Annotated in this window: 18 protein-coding genes; 10 read left to right on the plus strand and 8 right to left on the minus strand. The window is 64.3% G+C overall.

The genetic code is table 11. From position 1 onward, the window contains the following. Nucleotides 1-30: 30 nt before the first annotated feature. Nucleotides 31-1,026: a signal peptide peptidase SppA gene (gene sppA / locus K6I40_RS15965; RefSeq protein ID WP_222920000.1), complete on the minus strand. Its 996-nt coding sequence runs from the start codon at nucleotides 1,024-1,026 to the stop codon at nucleotides 31-33. Nucleotides 1,027-1,168: 142 nt separating this feature from the next. Between sppA and K6I40_RS15970 the strand changes: the two genes are divergently transcribed. After that, entirely contained in the window at nucleotides 1,169-1,483 is a 315-nt protein-coding gene (locus tag K6I40_RS15970; RefSeq protein WP_222920001.1) for a hypothetical protein, read from the plus strand. Nucleotides 1,484-1,565: 82 nt separating this feature from the next. Here K6I40_RS15970 and K6I40_RS15975 read toward each other — a convergent pair whose 3' ends face one another. From K6I40_RS15975 to K6I40_RS15990, 4 genes are all read right to left on the minus strand, one after another. Continuing rightward, a complete protein-coding gene (locus K6I40_RS15975) occupies nucleotides 1,566-2,933 on the minus strand; it encodes a carboxylate--amine ligase (protein ID WP_222920387.1) in 1,368 nt (455 codons plus the stop codon). A 90-nt stretch (nucleotides 2,934-3,023) separates the two neighbouring features. Beyond that, nucleotides 3,024-3,458, minus strand: coding sequence for a nuclear transport factor 2 family protein (locus K6I40_RS15980; RefSeq protein WP_222920002.1), 435 nt, complete (start codon nucleotides 3,456-3,458; stop codon nucleotides 3,024-3,026). A 213-nt stretch (nucleotides 3,459-3,671) separates the two neighbouring features. Then, on the minus strand, nucleotides 3,672-4,553 hold the full coding sequence (locus K6I40_RS15985; RefSeq protein WP_222920003.1) for a phosphoserine phosphatase: 882 nt from the start codon (nucleotides 4,551-4,553) through the stop codon (nucleotides 3,672-3,674). Nucleotides 4,554-5,156: 603 nt separating this feature from the next. Continuing rightward, nucleotides 5,157-6,239 carry a tubulin/FtsZ family protein gene (locus K6I40_RS15990; protein WP_222920004.1) on the minus strand — a complete coding sequence of 361 codons (1,083 nt, stop codon included), beginning with the start codon at nucleotides 6,237-6,239 and terminating at the stop codon, nucleotides 5,157-5,159. 168 nt (nucleotides 6,240-6,407) lie between these two features. Between K6I40_RS15990 and K6I40_RS15995 the strand changes: the two genes are divergently transcribed. The 4 genes from K6I40_RS15995 (at nucleotide 6,408) to K6I40_RS16010 (ending at nucleotide 10,483) form a co-directional block, all read left to right on the plus strand. Next, entirely contained in the window at nucleotides 6,408-6,833 is a 426-nt protein-coding gene (locus K6I40_RS15995; protein ID WP_222920005.1) for a DUF5791 family protein, read from the plus strand. A gap of 65 nt (nucleotides 6,834-6,898) precedes the next feature. Continuing rightward, complete coding sequence (locus tag K6I40_RS16000) at nucleotides 6,899-8,164, plus strand: molybdopterin-dependent oxidoreductase (protein WP_222920006.1); 1,266 nt, start codon at nucleotides 6,899-6,901, stop codon at nucleotides 8,162-8,164. A 163-nt stretch (nucleotides 8,165-8,327) separates the two neighbouring features. Then, nucleotides 8,328-9,227, plus strand: coding sequence for an SDR family oxidoreductase (locus tag K6I40_RS16005; RefSeq protein ID WP_222920007.1), 900 nt, complete (start codon nucleotides 8,328-8,330; stop codon nucleotides 9,225-9,227). A gap of 65 nt (nucleotides 9,228-9,292) precedes the next feature. Then, the gene (locus K6I40_RS16010) at nucleotides 9,293-10,483 is read left to right on the plus strand and encodes a DHH family phosphoesterase (protein WP_222920008.1); all 1,191 of its coding nucleotides are present in this window, start codon (nucleotides 9,293-9,295) and stop codon (nucleotides 10,481-10,483) included. Here K6I40_RS16010 and K6I40_RS16015 read toward each other — a convergent pair. Together K6I40_RS16015 and K6I40_RS16020 are read right to left on the minus strand one after the other, a co-directional pair. Beyond that, nucleotides 10,480-11,556 (minus strand): carbohydrate kinase family protein, encoded by a 1,077-nt coding sequence (locus K6I40_RS16015; protein WP_222920009.1) that lies wholly within the window; start codon nucleotides 11,554-11,556, stop codon nucleotides 10,480-10,482. The genes K6I40_RS16010 and K6I40_RS16015 overlap by 4 nt on opposite strands. Before the next feature lie 98 nt (nucleotides 11,557-11,654). Beyond that, nucleotides 11,655-11,825 (minus strand): HVO_0758 family zinc finger protein, encoded by a 171-nt coding sequence (locus K6I40_RS16020; protein ID WP_222920010.1) that lies wholly within the window; start codon nucleotides 11,823-11,825, stop codon nucleotides 11,655-11,657. Nucleotides 11,826-11,935: 110 nt separating this feature from the next. On the opposite strand from K6I40_RS16020, the gene K6I40_RS16025 reads away from it, so the two are divergent. The 4 genes from K6I40_RS16025 (at nucleotide 11,936) to K6I40_RS16040 (ending at nucleotide 14,479) form a co-directional block, all read left to right on the plus strand. Beyond that, nucleotides 11,936-12,148, plus strand: a complete 213-nt coding sequence (locus K6I40_RS16025; RefSeq protein ID WP_222920011.1) for a hypothetical protein — start codon at nucleotides 11,936-11,938, stop codon at nucleotides 12,146-12,148. Between the two features lie 68 nt (nucleotides 12,149-12,216). Beyond that, a complete protein-coding gene (locus K6I40_RS16030; protein WP_222920012.1) occupies nucleotides 12,217-13,365 on the plus strand; it encodes a glycosyl transferase family 2 in 1,149 nt (382 codons plus the stop codon). Nucleotides 13,366-13,391: 26 nt separating this feature from the next. Continuing rightward, complete coding sequence (locus K6I40_RS16035; RefSeq protein ID WP_222920013.1) at nucleotides 13,392-13,889, plus strand: hypothetical protein; 498 nt, start codon at nucleotides 13,392-13,394, stop codon at nucleotides 13,887-13,889. Continuing rightward, entirely contained in the window at nucleotides 13,886-14,479 is a 594-nt protein-coding gene (locus tag K6I40_RS16040; RefSeq protein ID WP_222920014.1) for a CoA pyrophosphatase, read from the plus strand. Before K6I40_RS16035 ends, K6I40_RS16040 begins: the two co-directional genes overlap by 4 nt. 301 nt (nucleotides 14,480-14,780) lie before the next feature. On the opposite strand, the gene K6I40_RS16045 is transcribed toward K6I40_RS16040, so the two are convergent. Next, nucleotides 14,781-15,251, minus strand: coding sequence for an MGMT family protein (locus tag K6I40_RS16045; protein ID WP_222920015.1), 471 nt, complete (start codon nucleotides 15,249-15,251; stop codon nucleotides 14,781-14,783). Nucleotides 15,252-15,620: 369 nt separating this feature from the next. Here K6I40_RS16045 and trpC point away from each other — a divergent pair, with 369 nt between their 5' ends. Further along, nucleotides 15,621-16,442, plus strand: a complete 822-nt coding sequence (gene trpC, locus K6I40_RS16050) for an indole-3-glycerol phosphate synthase (RefSeq protein ID WP_222920016.1) — start codon at nucleotides 15,621-15,623, stop codon at nucleotides 16,440-16,442. The last annotated feature ends 5 nt before the right edge of the window (nucleotides 16,443-16,447 follow it).

The raw sequence follows: 16,447 nt of genomic DNA on the forward strand, positions 1-16,447 counted from the left end.
GGGCATTCGATCTTCGGTTCCGATTCGAGCTCAGCTCCGCAGTCGGAACCCGCGTCCGTCGCCGAGGCCAGCGATCCCAGCACCGAAGGCGTACGCGACCTGCTGGGCACCCGCGCCGATGCGGGCCATCAGTGGTCGCTCGGGTTCGAACTCCTCGACGGCCACCTCGTCGGTGTCGAGTCGGTCGGCAAGTTCGTCCTCGATCTCTCGTCGCGTCCCGAGGTGGTCGACGAGGTCCATCTCGGAGGCTTCCTCGCCGAGATAGATCCGTGCCTCAGTGTCGCGGACGAACTCCGGTTCGAGATCTCGGCCGTCGCTGACCCGCTCGACGAACGTGTCGTAGTAGTCGTCGATCAAGCCCTGGAGGTACTCGCGTTCCTCGTCCTCGAGGTCCTTCAACGGGGTACCGGCGTCCTTGAATTCGCCGGCGGCGAGCCGTTCGTAGGAGAGACCGACCTTCTCGGCGAGATCGCTGGCGTTGACACGGGAGCCGATGACGCCGATCGAGCCAACGATGCTCCCCTCGCGGGCCCAGAGTTCGTCACAGCCACTGGCGATCCAGTAGCCGCCACTGGCACAGACGTCGGTCGCGTACGCGACGGTTGGGCCATCGAACCGCTCGGCAGCGAGGCGGATATCGTCGCTGGGGACGACCTCGCCGCCGGGCGTGTTCAGCTTCAGGAGGAGCGCCCGGACGTTCTCGTCGTCGTTCGCGCGATCGATCTGGTCGACGACGTCGTCGGCCGGCGTCGCGCCCGGACTCGTCGGGAGCGGGCCGCCGCCGCCGTCTCGACTGATCGGGCCCTCGACGGTGACTTCGGCGACGTCATAGGCCGGAAACAGTGAGTCGGCGGCGTTGCTTGCGAACCGCAGGCCGACGATGACGACCACGAGCGCGACCAACACGCCCAACAGATCCGTCAGCGTCTCCGGGTAGATGATGAAGAGGGCGATGGCGACCGCCGCGGACGCGAGTCCGCCGAGGACGACCGTCAGGAGTCGATCGAGACCGCCGCTACTGACCACGGATAGCACCTCGAGTCATATCGATACCTAGGAGCGATTCCCGTTAAGCGTTGACGTTCCAAGACGGCAAATCATAGCCGTCTATTGGTTTTACGTAACAGTAGTTGTATATATATAGTAACAAGAGTTGGTGATGCAATTGATGGACAAGCGGACTACACAAACGATCGGCGTATTGGGCGGGATACTCACACTCGGGTCGTATGCCGTCGTCACCGGACGAGCCGTCGAAATCACGACGGAGCCGGTCTATCTACTCGTCACGACTGCCCTCGGACTGACCGGTGCCGTCATCGAGCAGATGCGGAACAGCACGATACTGGGAGTGATATGGGCAGCCGTGACCGGCGGTTGTATCGCCGTCCTCGTCACCAGCGGGACGTGGTTCGAAGTCCTCTTTGCGTTTTTCTCAGGTGGCACCCTCGTCATGATCGGGTGGCACGCGCTCGATCCATGACGTCGGACTCGCCCGACGGCAGCCTCCTCGCGGCAATCACCTATACAGCAGTCGTGTCAGGTGAACGCGAGTCCGGCTCGATCTAGGGGTGCCAGAAGTCGGACATCGACCCACCGTCGGTCTGGGCCGACCGCGTCGGATCCCCGTCCGCGGCCGGCCCCGTCTCGGTCGATTCCGTTCCGTCATCCGCGATTTCGGGCTCGATCTCGGTCTCGAGTTCGGTATCGGTCTCGGCTGCAGTGTCCGACTCGGATCGACTGTCGAGCCACGCCCGCACGAGGTTCACACCGTCTTGGAAGAACGGCACCGGATCGTCAGCGACCGCGTAGTCGAACCGGGGATGACGGACGAGCGACGTCGCGACCTCGCGTGCGGCCGCTCCGAGTGACGGCCGTTCGACGAGCGGGTACTCCTTGGTCGCCACGCTGTGCAGGTAACTGAGTTCACCCCGCAACAGATGGCCGCCAATCCCAGCCTCGTAGGTCGGCTCCGACCTGATCGGTTCGTCCATCGCCTGCTGCCAGTAGTAGTACGGGAAGTCAGCACCCGCCCGAACCGAGAACGGCAACGACGACCAGAACCGCGGATTGATCTCCATCAGCTTGAACTCGCCGTCCGCAGGGTCGCGCAGGAACTCGACCATCGCAAGCCCGTGCCACTCGAGTTCGCTCAGGAGCGCGCGACCGGCGGTCTCGAGCTCCGGGATGTGAACCGATTCTCGGTAAGCGCTGGGCCCGCCGCAGTATTCCCAGCCACGGCGCTGACAGTGCTGGAAGGTCGCGACCGGGTCGCCGTGATCGTAGAGCGCGAAGAAGCCGTACTCCCGCGAGTCGGGGATCCGCTCCTGGACGAGCGGGGTATGCCCACGTTTCTCGACGACCGCCTGCGGGTTCGGCCGCGTCCCCGGCCGCTGGTACTCAGTCGACCCGATCTCGGCATCGTCGAACCGCGCCCCGAGATAGGTGGGCGATGCCACGGTGTAGCGCGGCTTCACGATCGTCTCGCGGCTCCAGTCGTCCCACTGATCGAGCAGTTCGGTCTTCGGAGCGCCGACACCGGCCGCGTCGGCAGCCGCAAAGAGTTCGACGCGATCCTGGACGTGTCGAAGGGTCTCGAAGTCAGGCCATGGCGTCGCGATCTCGTCGGCAAACGCCGCCTTGCGCTTTGCGAGAACGTAGACATCTTCCTCACGGACTGGAATAATCGTCCGAACGGTTGGGCGTTCGGCGAGCGAGAGCAGCGCATCCCCGTATGCAGCGAGATCCGTTTCCGGATCCGGTAGCGTAACGAACTCGTCGCGGTAGGCCGAGCTAGCCGCCGGCGTCGACCGTGACTCGGAGCCCACAATGGTCCGGACGCCCCGCGGGTGCAGTGAGCGGAGACAGGCAACGGTGCTCGGTGCATCGATCCCGGGCACGAGCACGCTCGCGTCGTCCCTGTGACGTTGCATGCCCGAAACTAGGGGGTCTTGTTGCATTGTTATAGATCGGATAACCCGAGACATCGATCGCCGCTCCGGTTTTGCTCGGGATACGCAACGTTAGGTATCGAATACCTGCCGTTCGATGGCTGTATCCCTGTACGCCGTACACCCCTGAATCCGACCGTCTCGAACCTCGAACACGTGAGCGAACGCGATATCGAAGTCTCGGTCGTCAATCGTTCCGACGTAGGCCCCCGTTACGATCATCGTCTCGCCCGCGTCGATGAACCGCTCCGGAAGCGCCTGAAGATGATCAGCTCGCTGGCCCGGCACCGTCACCACGCTCTCGAGGACCGCATCGATTCCCGTCTCCGTTCGCCCGTCGAGATCACCGGTCGTGGCGTCGGTCCAAGTAACGTCGTCTCCCAGTATCGCTGCCAGTTCGTCCGTCCCGTCCCGATCCGTGACGACGCGATTGAACGCGGCGTAGAACTCGGTAAGGCGTTCCCGCGTTGTCGTTTGCTCGACCGACCGCTGTCTGTTCGTTGTCATGACGGTGTTCGTTTCCGTTGAAAACGTGAACGGACAAAAGAGTACGATTCAGTCACACGCGGTGAGAACGTCACAAATTTCATCATATCACTTCGGCCGGACACAGAAGTGACGTGCTCGCCCACTCCAGAATTCCACAGGAGAACCGCTGCTACGCGGGTGCTTGAAAACCCCGAAAATTCGGGGAGAAAAATCGCGGTAGACGGAATCGACTTAGAGCAGTCCGGTCTTCTGGAGTTTCATCAGGTCCTCGGTGTCGAGGGTTTCGCCTTCCTTGAACTTCTGATAGATCTCCTCGGCCTCCTCTTTGGCCTCCTCTTTCTTCTTGTCGCGCTCGGTCTTGCGCTCCTCCTCTTCTTCCTTGTCCAGTTCGCGCAGGCGCTTCTGGACACGAACGAAGTCCTCGTGGTGGCGGTCGGCAGCCTCCTGAGCCTCGACGAACTTCTCGTGCATCTCGTCGGCCTCGTCACGGATGTCGTCGGCCTCGCGATAGGCCTCGATCATCTGGTTGTGATGTTCCTGGGCCTTGTCCGCGAGCTCCGTGACCTTCTGGTGGTGCTGGGAGGCCTCCGATCGCACTTCTTCGGCTTCCTCGACGAGTTCCTCGAGGTCCTCGTTCTGATCGAGCTTCTGTTTGCGCTCCTCGTGCTCCTCGCGCTTGTTCTCGATCTTCTCGATGAGCTCCTTCTCGTCTTCGCTCGAGAGGACTTCGGTCTGCTGTTTGAACTCGAGTTCTTCGATCTCCTCTTCGAGTTCCTCCAAGTCCTTGCCCTCGTCGAGCTCCATGTCCGACTTGAGCTGCTCGACCTTGTCGAACAGCTCGTTGGCTTCGGCGTTGAGCTCGTTGCGGCTCTCCTTGTGTTCTTGGACCTGCTCGTTGAGCTCGTCGCGTTTCTCGCGGTGCTCTTGAGCCTCGTCGACTTTCTCGCGGGTCTTCGCGTTGAGATCGTCACGCTTGGAGGCCCGGTCGGAAGCCATCTGGTTCAGCTCGTTTCGCCGGTCTCGCAGTTGACCAGCCATCTTGATGAGCTGTCCTTTCGATTTGTTTTCTAGGTCGTCCTCTGTCAGTTCGATGTTCTTCGATTCGTCTACCATGTTAGTCAAACCTCTGTGCCATACCCGCACCGGAGAACCGGTCGGACGGCGGTCCAAGTCGTTCGCCAACGGCTGGGCGAGTAACTCAGTGATAGCCGTCTGACCGTTCGGAGCGATAGCTCACGATCTGCGAAACCTCGGTGAATAAGATTTCCTGTCATCGATCGTCGAGCTATACGCGCCCCGGTGGCGTTCTGGTGACTGATACTACTGCCCCCTATAATTTAAATGTATCGGTGGTCATGCCCCTGAAAACCGTTAGCAGGGCCCTTGTTCTGCCGTGTCGGGTCATACCATGGGGAAGAGAACGCATATAAGTAATGCTGGGTACGGGCTGTTCGGTCATTGACTGCGAGGGTGACGGTGATCCGCTCGGTGTCATGGAAATCTGTCTCGGATCGAGCCGGCACTCGACCCGTTGAAGAAGGGACCAATTCGTGACGCGACTCGAGGGAGGCCACTGAGCGTGACTCCCAGTAGCGGGCATCCGTCCGCCTCGCGGGTAACAGCTATCCATCTGCCTCGCGGATAACAAGTATACATCTACCTCGCGGGTAACAGTCCCCACAGCGTCCGAAAACCCGTTTCGGCAGTTCAACACATCTAGAACAGGTTCTCGAGCCTGTCGTCGGCGAACTCCTCGGCGTGGTCCGTCGCTTCTGCCTCTTGGGCGTCTTTCGCATCGCGAGCGCGTTCCATGAACGCCTCGATCCGGTCGGACCGTTCCGCGCCGCCGAGCAAGACGAGTGCGCCGAGACGGTCGCTGTCCAGCGGGAAGTCACCGCCGCGAACCTGCATGCTCCCGGTTTCATCCTCGAGCCAACGGCGGGCCCGCTCGACGCCCTTGCGCGGGATCGCGTCGGGTTGACCCGCGATGACGAGCAGCGCCGAGTCGGCCGTCGTCGCGTCCGGCAGGCTCGTTCCCGTCAATAGCGCCTGTCTCGAGACGGTCATGGCGGTTGTAATGTTCTCACTGCTGTCCTCGCTGGCGACCTCGGTCGCATAGCCCAACGCCGCGACGCCACCCGATCGGAGGGTGTTGATAACCTCGCTCGAGTCGACCACACTTTCGCCGACGCCGTCGACTGCCTCGCCGGAGGCGAAGAGCAGGCCGACCCGCTTGGCAATCCGTTCGTTGATCGTTTCGAATGCGCTCTCGATGCTCTCGCCCTGTTCGTGCCAGGCGTCGTTGTCGATCAGCAGCGTCGAATCGGCCTCTCGGAGGAGCGTCTTCAGGGAGCGACCGGCGTTGGCCTGATAGAGTGCCCCTTCGTTCCGTCCCGGAAGGATGCCGAGCGCGTAGACCGGGATATCGTAGATTTGCTGGAGGTGGTGGACGAGCACGGGTGCGCCACCGCTGCCGGTGCCGCCGCCAAGACCGGCGACGACAACGATGGCCTCCGATTTCGACGTGACGCGACCATCAAGGTCGTTCAGTACTTGCTGGATGTCCGCCTGCATCACTTCCGTGCCGAGTTCGTTGTCGGCACCGACGCCGTGTCCGTTCACACGGTCGGCACCGATCAACTGCGTCTCGACGGACTGGAGGGGTTGGAGGTCGGCTTCCGCGGAGTTGACAGCTAACGCACCTTGTACGGCCTCGAAACCCATGTTCGCGTCGAACCGGGCGAGCCGCTCGGTGACGTTTCCGCCGGCCTGACCGACCCCGATCAGGGCTACCTTCATACTAGTCACGTCTCTGTAAGCCCTGTTGAACGTTTCGGTGAGTTGATACGCTATTCGTCGGATCGAGCGGGGCGTCCGACTGCCAGTCCTCGAATGGTGGCGACACTGCCCGCGTACCGGCTGGCGAAGGTCACAATACCTTTCAGCCGTATCCCCGTCCGTTCGAGTATGTTCTACGAACAGCGGATGACCGTCCCCGACTCGTCTGCCGAACTCCGGGCCGAGTACGAGGACGACCTCGTAGCGATCATCGAGCAACGCGGCGCTGGAGACGTCGCAGCCGAAACCGACCTCGAGCAGGAGACGCTCGAGGCGCTGGCTGCGGGCGAGTCGCCCGAACTGATGTTCGAGCAAGCGGCCCAAATCCAGTCGCTCGAAGACGGGGAACCGGATCCGGAGACGATAGTGACGATGGCACTCGAGCACTTGCTACTGGGAATGTCGACGGCGGTACTCGACGTCGACGCGGTCGAGAGCCACCTCGAGATCGATCTGGACGCGAAGGAGGTTCACCAGAAGATCGAGGGGCGAGCGCCGATGTCGTTCGGGGAGTTCGTCCACATCCAGTACGTGATCGCGGACAGCGCGCCGTAGACGAGACGCTGCGGATCGCCGAATCCACCCCCGACGTTTATCCTCTATAGCGGTGTCCGTATGCCATGTCCGATTCGGAGCGAAGCGAGAACCGGCGACGGGAGGTCGACGCGATTCTGGATCGCAAACCCGGCACTGTGTCCGTCACCGATCTCGAGGATCGATATCGGGTCGTCGGCGCGGCCGACCAGGGTACCTACGCGAACTGGCTCACGCCCGTCGAAGACCACTACGTTTGTCACCGCAACGAGACGCTCGAGCCCGATGCCGACTCGTGGACGGTCGCGCTCACCGGCGCGGTCGAGCGGGACAGCACTCTCGGGATGGACGCGATTCGAGACGAGTATCCCACGGTCGCCGTCGCGCACACAATGGAGTGTGCGGGCAACGGTCGCGGCTACTTCGAGCCCGAAACGGGCAGCGTCCAGTGGGAGTACGGGGCTGTCAGCACCGCGTTCTGGACCGGCACACCGCTGCGCTCGATCCTCGCCGATCACGGCGCGGCGACTGACGACGACATGTGGCTCACCGCGGTCGGCGGCGACCGCCCCGAGGTCGAAGGCGAGAACGATTTGTTCGCCCGCTCGATTCCGCTGTCGAAGGTCCTCGAGGATTGCATTCTCGCCTACGAAATCAACGGCCAGCCGCTCCCGCCCGAACACGGCCATCCGGTCCGGTTGCTCGTTCCCGGCTGGTACGGTGTCAACAGCGTCAAATGGGTCACCGAACTCCGCGTGATGGAGAAAATGGTCCATGGCCCGGAGTGGGTGGACCGCGACGGCGACGACTACACTCGGTGGCAGCAGTCCTCCTACCGAATCCATCCCGAGGGCGTCGAACCCGAATCGAACGCGACGATTTCGACGTACGACACCTGGGAGCAGTGGGAGTCCGACGAGATCGATCAGCCATACACGTACGACGAGAACGTCAAGTCCACTATCGGCTATCCCGAAGACGGCGCGACCGTCTCCCCGCGGGAGGACGGCACGATCGAGGTCGTTGGCGTCGCCTGGGCCGGCGACGACGACGTGACAGCGATCGAGGTTTCGACCGACGGCGGAGAGAGCTGGGACGACGGCTCGTTCTTCGGGCCGAACTACGACTGCGCGTGGCGACTGTTTCGCTACCTGTGGGAGCCGTCGACTGGCTCGTACACCCTCTACTCCCGTGCGACTGACGAGCACGGCCGCCGCCAGCCCGCCCGAATCTCGCGGCCCGGCGAGGGCAGCGAGGATTCCGAGGACGCGGCCGACGACTATCCCTGGAACGAGGGCGGCTACGCGGAAAACGCGTTCCGCCCCCACGCAGTCGAGGTCACCGTGGAGTGACCGCAATGATGCCCGACACGGCACCCCTCCCGATCGGCAGCTCCACCACTCGGGAGAGATCGAGAGAGATAGAGAGTTGACGATACTCGAGAAAACGCGGCGAACAATCCGGAAATGAGTCCTCGAGCGGTGAAATTATGTATAACCGACCACGAGTACGGCTATGAACGTTGCAGTTCTCGGCTGTGGGCACGTCGGGATCGAACTCGGCCGACAGCTCGCGGCGCGAGGGCACGAGCCGATCGGCGTTCGCCGATCCGGGGAGGGGGTCGAGCGGATCGAGGATGCCGGCTTCGAAGGAGTACAGGCGGACGTTACCGACCGCGAGGCGCTCGCAGCGGTTCCGGATGTCGACGCGATCGTCTTCGCCGCGAGCAGCGGCGGCCGGGGTGCCGAGGCCGCTCGAGAAGTCTATGTAGAGGGATTACGGACGGCGATCGAGGCGTTCGGGGAGCGCGAGAACCCGCCCAACAGACTCGTGTACACGTCCTCCACGGGGGTCCACGGCGACCACAACGGCGACTGGGTCGACGCGGAGACGCCGATCGAGCCCACCACCGACAAGACCGAGGTGCTCGCCGAGGCCGAGCGGATTGCGCTCGAACTGCCCGACGAGTACGGTTTCGATGGCACCGTGGCACGCTATGCAGGGCTGTACGGCCCCGGCCGATATCGACTCGAGCGCTATCTCGAAGGGCCCGTGACGGAGGGGTACCTGAACATGGTCCACCGGGACGACGCCGCCGGAGCGGTCCGCTACCTGCTCACGGAGGGCTTCGCGAGCGGCGAGGTCGTCCAGGTCGTCGACGACGAACCAGCCTCGAAGTGGGAGTTTGCGGACTGGCTGGCAGCAGAATGTGGCGTCGCACAGCCGCCGAAGCAGACGAAGGCCGAACGGCTCACGGATGACGACATCTCCGAGGCGGGGCGGCGACGGATCCTGACGAGCAAGCGCTGCTCGAACGAGAAACTTCGGGCGCTCGGCTACGAGTTCGCCTTTCCCACGTTCCGTGAGGGATACCGCGATGCGATCGAGTCCTACCGTAACGAGTCTGTCAACTGATTATTCTCACCGACACCGGGTGAAATAAGGGGAAATTTCTTGGTGGTTCGATTTGATCACCCGATATGAGCTATCGGAGCGCCCCGACCGGCGGTGTCGTCGTCGGGGCGAACCCGCTGGTAACCGAGTCGCTGGGCGACTCGGTCCGGTCCCTCGAGCCGCTCGTTCTCTCACTTCTCGTTCTCGTCGTCGTCGGTCTCGTCCTCGGTGGGTGGTGGGTGATTCGCTGGTTCCGTCGGCCGCCGGGCGTGCGCCTCCAACGCATGCTCGCTAATCACGACGATGTAGCGGTGTTGATGCATCCGAACCCCGATCCCGACGCGATGTCGTGTGCGATGGGCGTCGCGCGAATCGCTGACTCGGTCGATACCGATGCGACCCTGCAGTACTCCGGCGAGATCCGCCACCAAGAGAACCGCGCGTTCCGCACCGTCCTCGATCTGGACATGGAGTCCATCGAGGCGAGCTCTCAGCTCGATTCGGACGCGGTGGTGCTAGTCGATCACAACACACCGCGGGGGTTTACCGGGGCCCAAACCGTCGAGCCCATCGCGGTCGTCGACCACCACCCCGGTAACGGGGCCGGCACGAAGTTCACCGACGTGCGGACCGACTACGGCGCGGCGTCGACGATCCTTGTCGAGTACTTAAACGACGTTGGCGCGACGATGACCGACGAGGACGGCTCGAGCGGCTTTCAGGTCTCACAGGAGCTCGCGACGGGACTGCTCTACGGTATCCAGTCGGATACGAACCACCTGACCAACGGCTGCTCGCGGGCCGAGTTCGACGCCTGCGCCGCGCTGTTTTCGGGGATCGACGAGGATCTGCTCGACCGGATCGCCAACCCACAGGTCAGCGACGATGTCTTACAGGTCAAGGCGACAGCGATCACCGAAAAGCGAATCGAGGGCCCCTTCGCCGTCTGCGACGTCGGCGAGATCGGTAACGTCGACGCGATCCCCCAGGCCGCGGACGAACTCATGCACCTCGAGGGGGTTACAGCGGTCGTCGTCTACGGCGAACACGACGGAACGCTCCACCTCTCCGGCCGGTCACGCGACGACCGGGTGCACATGGGGGAGACGCTGCGCCACGCAATCAGCGACATCCCGATGGCCAGCGCCGGCGGCCACGCGCGGATGGGCGGCGGCCAGCTCTCGGTCGATCACATGAATGGAATCGGTCCCTCCGATGGGATCAGCCGCGCGGAGTTCGAGGAGCGACTCTTTTCGTCGATGGCGGGCGAACGCTAGTCGATCCGCTCGAGTAGCGAGCGTACCGCCGCCGGATCGGCGGTCTCGCCGGTTCCAACGAAGTATGCCGCACAGGCGTTCCCGAGCGCGAGCGCCGTCTCAAGGGGCCAGTCGCGAGCCAGCCCGCAGGCCAGCCCCGCCGAGAATCGATCGCCGGCACCGGTCGTACGCTGTGGCTCGCCGATCGAAACCATCTCACGGGACTGGATTCCGTCCCGCGTTGCCCCGACGGCTGCGTCGGATCCGTGGGAGACGACCCCGGTGAGGCCAATCGCGGAGCGAAGCGCCGCGGCTCGGTCTCGAGTGCACTCTCGAGACGAGTACGCAGTCGGGTCCTCGCCGTCGTCCGCTCCGTCGTCGTCTGGGACGCCGGCGGCCGCCGTGGCGGCCGCGAGTTCCATTGGATTCACACTCAGAAATACCGCGAGCGGTGTGTCAGCCGAATCGGCCTGCGACAGCGCGTCGAACAGGTCCGCGAGTGCCATCGGATCGACGGCGTCGATCGGCCCGGGATCGACGACCACCGGAAGTGGCTCTGCGGGCGGTGACGATGCCAGCCGGTCGAAGACGGCCGTGAGACCGCGGATCGATACCCAATTCGTACAGCACAGCGCGTCCGCGCCGACGATCCGATCCCAGTCGACGACTGCGAGCAGGTCCGCGAGTCCCCAGTCCTCGGCCGGTCCCGGTTCGGAGAACTGGAGTTCGTCCGATCCGAAGTCGACGACGCGAACCGTCGCAGGCGTCCCCATCGAGTGCGTTTCGAAGGGGAACCCGGACAGCACCGGATGCTCGAGGTGGCCGATGAGCGTCGCCGCCTCGCCGAGCGCGTCGATCTGTCTGGCCGCGTTGACAGCCTGTCCGCCCGGCCGCGCGTCGATCGGCTCGAGCGAGAACGCGCGGCCGCCGGCCGCAAGCTGATCGGCGAACGCATCGGCTGCCTTGAGGCGGTCGCCGCCCGCCCCCGAAAGCGCGTACCAGCGGTCGACACTGCCGTCGGGCAATGCGACGAGATGCCGAGCGTCACCGCTCTCGAGGTCACTGAGGCAGTTGCGAAGGTCGTCGTCGCTCACAATTGGACTGCGACGCTCGTCGGGAAAAAGAAACGGCTGGCACGACGACTCGAAACGACTCGAACCACGACCGCGCGAGCAGATACCGGCGCTACCGCCTAGCGAATCTCCTTCCACTCCGCCTCGCAGTCGGGGCAGATGCGGACCGTCTTGATCTCGTCCGGGTCGTTTTCGGTCTTCAGTGGCTTCTCGCAATCGCCACAGACGAGCCGATCGTAGGTGTCCTTCTCGAGGTCGCCGGCGCGGAGCGCCTTCCGGACTGATTTCATGTTCACTCTGTAAGCAGGAGGGGAAGAAAAAGACCGGTGCTTTATCCGGTCTCGACTCGGCCCCGCGTTCGGTCGCGATTACGCGCCCCTTCGAGCACGAGTCGGAAAGAGTGAGGCCATCAGAAGACAGCGAGGGAGTGACCGAGACGGCGAGCGGACGGCAACGACAGACCGGCCGGACCGGCGTGTTCGGAACGCTGTGTTCCATGGTCTTTCTGGTCAACCCCGGTCGCGTGATCTCCACACCGTTGCTCGAGCCGTTCCGGACGACCGGCGGCGCGAGCGCCGCCACCGGTCGCCTTCCGAGGAGCGTGAACAGCTAACGGCCCACCCGACAGTATATCTGGCCGCATCCGTGGTCGTTTTACCGGTCCGCTCGAAGACCCCACCGATGGAGTACGTCCAGGAGCGGATCGCCACGCTCCACGAGTTCGGCAATGGGGACGAGGGTCCGGGTAGCGGTCTGGCCCGCGAAGCCGCCGCTGCGGTCGCCGAGACGGCCGTCGTCGTCCCGATGACCGGCCGCGAGTACGAGAGCCCCGCCGCCGAGCGCGTTCTCGGGGAACTCGAGCGCCTCGAGCCGGCACCCGCTGCAGTCTTCGTCCCCGTCCGGGCCGAACCCGGCCGAATCGGGCCGTTTCGAGAGTGGCTCGGCTCGTTCGCACTGCCGACCCGGGTCCTCTGGTGTAATGCGCCCGGCGTCGACGCCGTGCTCGCCGACGCGGGACTGGGCGGCGAGTTCGGGAAAGGACGAGACGTCTGGCTCGCGCTCGGTCCCGCCGCGGACGTCGCCGACGCGGTCGTCGTCCACGACGCCGACGCCCGCAGCTACGAGGCCGCACACGTCCACCGCCTGCTCGCGCCGTTGACGATGGACTTTGACTTTTCTAAGGGGTACTACGCGCGCGTCGAGCGCGGTCGGCTCTACGGGCGGCTCTTCCGACTGTTCTACGAACCGTTGCTACGATCCCTCGCGGACGCCCACGACGCACCGATCATCGACTATCTCGGCGCGTTCCGGTACGCGCTGGCCGGTGAGTTCGCCGCGAGTTCCCACCTCGCGCGGCGGCTTCGCGCACCGCGTGCGTGGGGGCTCGAGGTCGGCACGCTCGGGGACGCTTACGATGTCGCCGGCTTCGGCGGCTCCGCACAGGTCGACCTCGGTCGCCACGAGCACGACCACCGCGCGGTCGCGGGCGACACTGGCCTCGAGGGGATGAGTCGAGAAGTCGCGGCGACGCTGCTGGGCGTGCTTGAAGAACACGGCGTCGATCCCGAGTACGAGACCCTGTCCAAGCGATATCGGGCCACCGGCAAGGAGTTGATCGACCAGTATCGTGCGGACGCGGCGTTCAACGGACTGGAGTACGATCCGGCAGCCGAACGGGATCAGGTGTCTCGCTATGCCGAGTCGATCGCACCGCCGGGGCTGGACACGCGCCTCCCGCGATGGATCGACGCCCCGTTTACGCCAGCCGACGTCCTGGCCGCGGCCCGGCCCTGGCGGGAACGACGCGTCGGCTCGCGCTCGCAAGACTAATCCCCCTCTCGGCCGTTGGGCCGCGTATGGACGCGACCGCCGACGAACTGGCCGGCGTGGTCGATCTCTTCGGCGGATTGGCCCGCGCGGAGCTCGAGCGGGCGCTCACCGAAGCCGCCTACCGTGCCGACGGACGAGCGGTTGACGATGCGGCCCTCGAGACGGCGATCGACGAGGCAGTCGAGTCGTTCGCACTCGTTCGGTACGAGCCCGCCGACGAGGACACTGGGTCGATCGCGGACGACGAGGCACTGCTGGTCGCCGGCCCAACGGCCTTTCCGACGGTGCCGGAGCACGCGGAGGACGTCCCACACATTCTCGACATCGAGCGGCGACGGCTCGATCGCGAGGCACTGGGCGAAACGGCCCGCGAACGCGTGCTCGAGGCCGTCGACGAGGCCGCCGCTGCGGACGATACGGAGCGGCTCCGATCCCTAATCGACGTCAGCTATGATGTCGAGACATGGGCACCGGTCGATCTCACGGACGAACGGGCGCAACTGGAGGACACGCTCGGGGAATGACAGGCCAGAGATTGACGCTCGGGCCGGTCGCGAGCTACGAACCGACGGAAATTGGCGATCAGGAGTACGACGCGGCAGTTCTCGCGCCGATCGTCGACCGCGACGGTGAGGATCACCTGCTCTTTACCCGGCGGGCCGACCACCTCGGCGAACACCCCGGCCAGATGAGTTTTCCGGGCGGTGGGGCCGAACCCGAAGACGAGACGATCCTCGAGACCGCGCTTCGGGAGGCCAACGAGGAGATCGGTCTCGAGCGCAGCGAGGCCGAAGTTGTCGGGCAACTCGACGACATTCGGACCGTCACCGAGTACGCCGTCACGCCGTTCGTCGCCCACGTCCCCGATCGAGAGTACGTCCGCGACGAGAGCGAGGTCGCCGAGATCGTCGTCCTCCCGCTGTCAGACCTACTCGATCCGGACAACTACGAGTACGAGCGCCGCTCCCATCCCTACTACGGCGAGATCGTCATCCACTACTTCCGCGTGAACGGCTACACCGTCTGGGGCGCGACCGGCCGGATTCTGGTGCAGTTGCTCGAGTTGGCGACGGATTTCGAAGCGCCCGAGACGGTCGATCGGTCGAACTTTTGAAAGATAACAGAGATCTGCCTCTCGTTCAGCGCAGTCAATTTCTGTTTCACTCCAGACTAACAGGTCCACGTGCGGTGGCGCGCTGTGCCGTGGTGAGCGGTGCGAGGCGCGACGGGAGGAGCACCTCGGAATGTGAACGGCGACTGACGGGAGCCGTGAGCAGCGAGCGAATCGGCTGGGGAGGGCGTGGCTCCCCTGGTAGCCAACTGAGCAGGACGCTATCGTCACTGATCAGGATCATGAGTAGAGACGCGGACACCACCGGTCACAAATAGACGGCGAAACCCACCGCTAACGGCTGTTATAGCCCCTCGAGCGACCGCAGCTTCTGCTCGACATCCGGTGGCGCGGCGCTGGGGCCGTCGCGCACGCGGTGATCGGGAATCAGGAGCGGGGCCGGGTTCTCGTCAAGCGCGGTTCGGACAAGGATGATGTCGTCCTCGTCCTGGTGATCGATCCCGGAGGTCATCCGGGCGAGGGTCTCGACGGTGACCTGATCGCCGTAAGGGATCGTCTGGACGCCCTCAAGGACCGCCCGCTGGTCGGTCGGCATGGTCATCGCGACCTGCACGTCGTCGAAGGTGATCTCCTCGAGACCGTCGAGGTATTCGAAGATCTCATCGAGGACGGCGTGGTCGTCCTCGGCGTTGTCGTCGGGGATCTCGGGGAACGAGACGCTCAGGACTCGCCCGCTGGCGGCACCGAGCTGGACGTACCGGTCGAGATACGGCGATTCCCGTGCGTAGATTCCAGCGTCCGTAACGTCCTCCATAGCTGTCCGTAGACCATCAGGGCTTGAATAGCCGCCGGTCCTTGCGCTTGATCTCGCTTCCATCGCAGCAGCCTCGAGTTTTTCCACACTGTGCCCACAGTTCCTGACGAATCCTCGAGTGCCCTGCTCATACTCACAATAGGGAAATAGCCACGCTCTCCCCAGCCGATTCGCTCGCTGCTCACGGCTCCCGTCGGTCGCCGTTCGCGTTCCGAGGCGCTCCTCCCGTCGCGCCTCGCACTCATCGCGTCTCAGCGCACGCCACCGCACGTGTCAGGCCGTTAGCCCGTCAGCCGATATCGTTTCCATCGTTCCGTGTGTCGCCATGACGCAAGCCTTATGTACATATGAGTACGTCGATGTACAATAATGAACTCCGATACGGAGCTCGCCCCTGCGGTGCAGTCGATACTCGAGGCCGCTCGGGAGCGTTCGGGCGGTGAGGGCGTCATTGACGTTGACGCACGCTCGCTGCCCGACGCGCTGGCCGACGCCGAGGCCGACGGGCGAGTCCCAGTGATCGCGGAGGTGAAACCGACGAGTCCGACGGCTGAGGGGACTCGAGACGACGATCCCGTCGAACTGGCACAATCGATGGTCGACGGCGGTGCGACGGCGATCTCGGTGCTCACGGAGCCGACCCACTTCGGCGGCTCACCTGAGGCGCTGACCCGCATTCGGGAGGCCGTCGACGTCCCGGTCCTGCGCAAGGACTTCGTCATCGAGGAGGTGGGGATGGACGTCGTCGAGGCGGACCTCTTGCTATTGATCGTCAGATTCGTCGACGATCTCGAGGAACTCGTCACGGCCGCCCGCAAACGGGGCTTCCAGCCCCTCGTGGAGGTCCACGACCGCGCGGAACTCGAGACAGCGCTCGAGGCAGGGGCCGACATCATCGGCGTGAACAACCGTGATCTGGCGAAACTCGAGGTCGACCTCGAAACCTTCGAGTCAGTGGCCCCCCACGTGCCGGACGACGTAACGCTGATCGCCGAGAGCGGCGTCAGCTCGCTGGCGGACGTGCAACGGATGCGCGCGGCGGGTGCCGATGCCCTCCTGGTCGGCAGCGCCATCATGGACCACGGCGCGGGCGACAGCGACGTGACGGAGAACACCCGACGACTCACGCGAGCGGAATCCGCGGGCGCTGCGGACTCGACGGAATCCACGACGGAGACTGAGACAACATGAGCGAG

The organism is Natrinema sp. SYSU A 869, from assembly GCF_019879105.1.
Lineage (GTDB): Archaea > Halobacteriota > Halobacteria > Halobacteriales > Natrialbaceae > Natrinema.

What these genes read in the sequence shown, in the direction of transcription:
- K6I40_RS15970 (WP_222920001.1), top strand. Translation starts at nt 1,169, where the DNA reads ATGGACAAGCGGACTACACAAACGATCGGCGTATTGGGCGGGATACTC.
- K6I40_RS15975 (WP_222920387.1), bottom strand. Translation starts at nt 2,933, where the DNA reads ATGCAACGTCACAGGGACGACGCGAGCGTGCTCGTGCCCGGGATCGAT.
- K6I40_RS15980 (WP_222920002.1), bottom strand. Translation starts at nt 3,458, where the DNA reads ATGACAACGAACAGACAGCGGTCGGTCGAGCAAACGACAACGCGGGAA.
- K6I40_RS15985 (WP_222920003.1), bottom strand. Translation starts at nt 4,553, where the DNA reads ATGGTAGACGAATCGAAGAACATCGAACTGACAGAGGACGACCTAGAA.
- K6I40_RS15990 (WP_222920004.1), bottom strand. Translation starts at nt 6,239, where the DNA reads ATGAAGGTAGCCCTGATCGGGGTCGGTCAGGCCGGCGGAAACGTCACC.
- K6I40_RS15995 (WP_222920005.1), top strand. Translation starts at nt 6,408, where the DNA reads ATGTTCTACGAACAGCGGATGACCGTCCCCGACTCGTCTGCCGAACTC.
- K6I40_RS16000 (WP_222920006.1), top strand. Translation starts at nt 6,899, where the DNA reads ATGTCCGATTCGGAGCGAAGCGAGAACCGGCGACGGGAGGTCGACGCG.
- K6I40_RS16005 (WP_222920007.1), top strand. Translation starts at nt 8,328, where the DNA reads ATGAACGTTGCAGTTCTCGGCTGTGGGCACGTCGGGATCGAACTCGGC.
- K6I40_RS16010 (WP_222920008.1), top strand. Translation starts at nt 9,293, where the DNA reads ATGAGCTATCGGAGCGCCCCGACCGGCGGTGTCGTCGTCGGGGCGAAC.
- K6I40_RS16020 (WP_222920010.1), bottom strand. Translation starts at nt 11,825, where the DNA reads ATGAAATCAGTCCGGAAGGCGCTCCGCGCCGGCGACCTCGAGAAGGAC.
- K6I40_RS16030 (WP_222920012.1), top strand. Translation starts at nt 12,217, where the DNA reads ATGGAGTACGTCCAGGAGCGGATCGCCACGCTCCACGAGTTCGGCAAT.
- K6I40_RS16035 (WP_222920013.1), top strand. Translation starts at nt 13,392, where the DNA reads ATGGACGCGACCGCCGACGAACTGGCCGGCGTGGTCGATCTCTTCGGC.
- K6I40_RS16040 (WP_222920014.1), top strand. Translation starts at nt 13,886, where the DNA reads ATGACAGGCCAGAGATTGACGCTCGGGCCGGTCGCGAGCTACGAACCG.
- K6I40_RS16045 (WP_222920015.1), bottom strand. Translation starts at nt 15,251, where the DNA reads ATGGAGGACGTTACGGACGCTGGAATCTACGCACGGGAATCGCCGTAT.
- trpC (WP_222920016.1), top strand. Translation starts at nt 15,621, where the DNA reads ATGAACTCCGATACGGAGCTCGCCCCTGCGGTGCAGTCGATACTCGAG.